This window comes from Pseudoxanthomonas taiwanensis (assembly GCF_010093135.1).
Classification (GTDB): Bacteria; Pseudomonadota; Gammaproteobacteria; order Xanthomonadales; family Xanthomonadaceae; genus Pseudoxanthomonas; species Pseudoxanthomonas taiwanensis.
The window spans coordinates 1-3,777 of sequence record NZ_PDWK01000118.1 but is presented as its reverse complement, the minus strand read 5'-3'; the positions used below and the strand labels follow the sequence as shown (position 1 = coordinate 3,777).

At 75.5% G+C, this 3,777-nt stretch carries 5 protein-coding genes; 3 read left to right on the top strand and 2 right to left on the bottom strand.

Annotated elements, in window-relative coordinates; all coding sequences use genetic code 11:
* Positions 1–245: 245 nt before the first annotated feature.
* The gene (locus tag CR938_RS13940) at positions 246–1,076 is read right to left on the bottom strand and encodes a kinase (RefSeq protein WP_211365248.1); all 831 of its coding nucleotides are present in this window, start codon (positions 1,074–1,076) and stop codon (positions 246–248) included.
* A 42-nt stretch (positions 1,077–1,118) separates the two neighbouring features.
* Here CR938_RS13940 and pdxH point away from each other — a divergent pair, with 42 nt between their 5' ends.
* Genes pdxH through CR938_RS13925 form a run of 3 tightly spaced genes read left to right on the top strand, consistent with a single transcriptional unit; the run spans position 1,119 to position 2,961 of the window.
* Positions 1,119–1,721, top strand: coding sequence for a pyridoxamine 5'-phosphate oxidase (gene pdxH / locus CR938_RS13935; protein ID WP_162125562.1), 603 nt, complete (start codon positions 1,119–1,121; stop codon positions 1,719–1,721).
* Positions 1,722–1,774: 53 nt separating this feature from the next.
* Positions 1,775–2,167, top strand: a complete 393-nt coding sequence (gene aac(6') / locus CR938_RS13930; protein ID WP_162125564.1) for an aminoglycoside 6'-N-acetyltransferase — start codon at positions 1,775–1,777, stop codon at positions 2,165–2,167.
* Positions 2,167–2,961, top strand: a complete 795-nt coding sequence (locus CR938_RS13925; RefSeq protein WP_162125563.1) for a cobalamin-binding protein — start codon at positions 2,167–2,169, stop codon at positions 2,959–2,961. Before aac(6') ends, CR938_RS13925 begins: the two co-directional genes overlap by 1 nt.
* A 185-nt stretch (positions 2,962–3,146) precedes the next feature.
* Here CR938_RS13925 and CR938_RS13920 read toward each other — a convergent pair whose 3' ends face one another.
* Positions 3,147–3,740 carry a class I SAM-dependent DNA methyltransferase gene (locus CR938_RS13920; RefSeq protein ID WP_162125561.1) on the bottom strand — a complete coding sequence of 198 codons (594 nt, stop codon included), beginning with the start codon at positions 3,738–3,740 and terminating at the stop codon, positions 3,147–3,149.
* Positions 3,741–3,777: the final 37 nt, after the last annotated feature.

The window sequence follows — 3,777 nt, the reverse complement described above, 5'->3', positions numbered from 1 at the left end:
CCGCACACTCGGAGTTTGAAACGGCCCCCCCCCTGCCGTCCCCCCCCCCCCGCCCCCCGGGATGCCGGCCGGCCCGTTTGCCCGCCCGCGCCCCGCCGCCCGGCGGGCGGCGGGGTTCCCGCGGCGCGTGGATGACCGCCGTTGTGCGGCCGGTCATGGCGGTGTGGCCTGGGTCCCGGCCACCGGGGGGCTGCGGTCGTCGGCGGAACCGTTGAAGCGGATGAGCCGCCGAGTCGCCGGCCGCTTCAGTCCGTGTGGCGGAAGCGTGGCGGGGCCGGGCGGCGGGCCGTGTCCAGCGGCACGGTCACCTCCGCCAGCCCCGGCAGGGTGCGCAGGGCATGGCGGCTGACCCGTTCGTAGTGCTGGAGGAAGCGCGCCAGTGCGGCACGGTCCATGCCGCGCCGGCCCGGCTCGGCCGCCTGCAGGGCCCGTTCCTGCTGCCAGCGCCATTCCATCACCACCTCGAAGCCCGGCGGCTGCAGGAACCACAGCACGTCCAGCTGCGCCCACAGCGCCGGGTAGTCGCGCGCCAGGGCGGTGTTGCACCAGCGCCGCCAGGTGCCGTCGGGGGCCTCGTCGCGTTCCAGCGCGTTGACGGGGTCGGCCAGCTCGGCCTCGTCCTGCGCCGGCACGCCCAGGCACCAGCCCTCGAACACCAGCAGGTCCAGCGGTCGTTCCGGCCTTGGCCAGAGTGTCTCGGACAGGCGGTCGTCGCCCAGTTTGTCGAAACGGGGCAGTGCGGGACACCCGCCGGCACGCAACGCCCGCAGCGTGGCCAGCGCCAGCGGCAGGTCGTGGGTGCCCGGCGGCCCGCGCGTGGCCAGCAGCGGATGCACCGTGGCCGCCAGCGCGCGCCGCCGTGCGGCGGTCAGGTAGACGTCGTCCAGCGACAGAAACGCCGCCGACAGCCCCGCCTGGCGCGCCGCGGCCACGACCTGCGCGGCCAGGGTGCTTTGGCCGCTGCCCTGCAGGCCGGACAGGCCCAGCACGCGCAGCGGCCCGCCGGCGCGCGCACCGCTGGCGGCCAGCGCCGCCTGCACCAGGTCCTGTGGGAAGCCGTGCGCGTTCGCGGTCATGGGGCCACAATACGCATCCCGATCGCGCAGGTGGAAGCCGCCATGACCGACCCGCTGTACGCCGAGGCACTGCAGCCCTTCGCCGGCCTGCTCGAGGAGGCCCCGCGCAGCGGCATGCCCGACCCGAACGCCATGCCCGTGGCCACCGCCGGTGCCGACGGCCGGCCCTCGGCGCGCACGGTGCTGATGAAGGCCTTCGACGAGCGCGGCTTCGTCTTCTACACCCACCTGGACAGCCGCAAGGGCCGGCAGCTGCGCGAGAACCCGCGCGCGGCGCTGCTGTTCCTGTGGCGCCACCTGCGCGAGGCCGGCGTGCAGGTGCGCATCGAGGGCAGCGTGTCGCAGGTGGACGACGCCGAGGCCGATGCCTACTTCGCCAGCCGCCCGCGCATGAGCCAGCTCGGCGCCTGGGCCTCGCGGCAGTCGCAGCCGCTGGCCTCGCGCGAAGAGTTCGAGGCGCGCCTGGCCGAGGTCGAGGCGCGCTTCCGCGACCAGACGGTGCCGCGTCCGCCGGGCTGGAGCGGCTTCCGCGTGGCGCCGGAGTCGTTCGAGTTCTGGTACGGCGCCAGCTTCCGCCTGCACGAGCGCTGGTTCTACGCGCGCGGCGCCGACGGCCGCTGGACCAGGCGGATGCTGCAACCGTGACCGGGGTCCGCGTGCGCGCGCCCGGCGCGGCCGACCTGCCGGCCTGGGTGGCGATGCGCGCCGCGCTGTGGCCGGAGGAAGACGCGGGCGCGCTGGCCGCCGAGGCGGCACGGTGGCTGCACGCGGGCGCCGATGGCGTGTTCCTCGCCGAGGTGGACGGGCAGCCGGCCGGCATGGCCGAGGCCTCGCTGCGCCACGGCCACGTCAATGGCACGGCCACCTCGCCGGTGGGCTTCCTCGAGGCCTGGTACGTGGCCCCGCCATGGCGCGGCCGCGGCATCGGCCGCGCGCTGGTGCAGGCGGTGGAGGCCTGGACGCGTGTGCGCGGCTGCACCGAACTGGCCTCCGATGCGCGGCTGGACAACACCGCCGGCCGGGCCGCGCACCTGGCCTGCGGCTTCGCCGAGGCCGAGCGCGTGGTGTTCTTCCGCAGGCGGGTGGGATGATGGGGCCGCGCCGCATCGTCTGCCTGACCGAGGAGCCGACCGAAGTCCTGTACGCGCTGGGCGAGCAGGACCGCATCGTCGGCATCAGCGGCTTCACCGTGCGTCCGCCGCAGGCGCGGCGCGAGAAGCCGAAGGTCAGCGCCTTCACCACGGCGAAGATCGAGGCGATCCTGGCGCTGAAGCCGGACCTGGCCATCGGCTTTTCCGACATCCAGGCCGACATCGCCGCCGAGCTGGTGCGCCGCGGCGTGGAGGTGTGGATCGCCAACCACCGCACGGTCGAGGGCATCCTCGACTACATCGTGCGCCTGGGCGCGCTGGTGGGCGTGGCCGGACGCGCGCGCGCCTATGCCGACGGCCTGCGCCGCGGCCTGGAGGAGGTCGCCGCGCGCGCCGCGGGACTGCCGGTGCGGCCGCGGGTGTATTTCGAGGAGTGGGACCAGCCGCAGATCACCGGCATCGCCTGGGTGTCCGAGCTGGTGGGCATCGCCGGGGGCGAGGATGTGTTCCCCGAGCTGGCGGCCCAGCCCCTGGCGCGGGCGCGCATCCTGGCCGATCCGGCGCTGGTGGTGGAGCGCCGCCCCGACATCATCCTCGGCTCCTGGTGCGGCAAGCGCTTCCGTCCGGAGCAGGTGGCCGCACGCCCGGGCTGGGACACGATCCCGGCGGTGCGCGAGGGCGAGCTGCACGAGATCAAGTCGCCACTGATCCTGCAGCCCGGCCCGGCCGCGCTCACCGACGGCGTGGCCGCCATCGCCCGCATCATCCACACCTGGGCGGCGCGGCGGGGGTGAAGTCCCCGTCGTGGCGCTCGTCGCGCCGCGATCCGCGAGAGCCGCGTCCGCGGCGAACCGGCAGGCGTATCCGGCGTCGGCGTTCGACCGCGGCACCGGAAGGCGCCAATGCCGTGCGTCACCGGCGGCAGGCGCATCCGCTGCGACCGGCTCCGTGCGTCGCGTCGCCGCGGGCGCGGGGCGGCTCAGCCTGCCCGTTCGAGGGTCGAGGCGCTGCCGGCCAGGGCGGGGCCGAGCCAGCAGTGCGAGCCGACCGGGGTGAAGCCGTGGGCGCGCAGGTGGCGGCGGTACCATGCGGCCGGGCGGGCCTGGAAGCCCTCGGTGTCGCCCTCGAATTCGTCCCCGGCGGTGAACGTTTCCAGGAAGGCGACACCGCCGCACAGCTCGGCCAGGCCGGGCAGGCCGCGCAGCAGTTCGCGCGAGGGCAGGTAGTGCAGCACGTCGGCGCAGACCAGCAGGTCCACCGGGGCACACGGGCGCAGCCAGGCGAAGTCTCCGAAGGTGGCCAGGTGCAGATTGCGGCGCGCGCCGTAGCGGGCCACGGCGTACTCGCTGGCGTCGAAGCCCAGGTAGCGCGCCCGCGGGCGCAGCCTCAGCAGCGGCGCACGCCAGGCGCCCTCGCCGCAGCCGATGTCCAGCACGGTGCGCACGGGCCGCTCCAGGTAGTGCTCGGCCACCGACACCGCCAGCGCCACCTTGCGCGCCAGCCGCTTCGGGTCGTGGATGCCCTGGCCGCGGTACCAGTGGTCGAAGTAGTGGCGGTCGTAGCGTTTGCTCATGGGCGGCGGGTCGGGGTGGGGCGGCGCGGTTCGACAG

Coding starts and splice junctions, on each gene's coding strand:
- CR938_RS13925 (WP_162125563.1), top strand. CDS start 2,167: ATGGGGCCGCGCCGCATCGTCTGCCTGACCGAGGAGCCGACCGAAGTC.
- CR938_RS13920 (WP_162125561.1), bottom strand. CDS start 3,740: ATGAGCAAACGCTACGACCGCCACTACTTCGACCACTGGTACCGCGGC.
- pdxH (WP_162125562.1), top strand. CDS start 1,119: ATGACCGACCCGCTGTACGCCGAGGCACTGCAGCCCTTCGCCGGCCTG.
- CR938_RS13940 (WP_211365248.1), bottom strand. CDS start 1,076: ATGACCGCGAACGCGCACGGCTTCCCACAGGACCTGGTGCAGGCGGCG.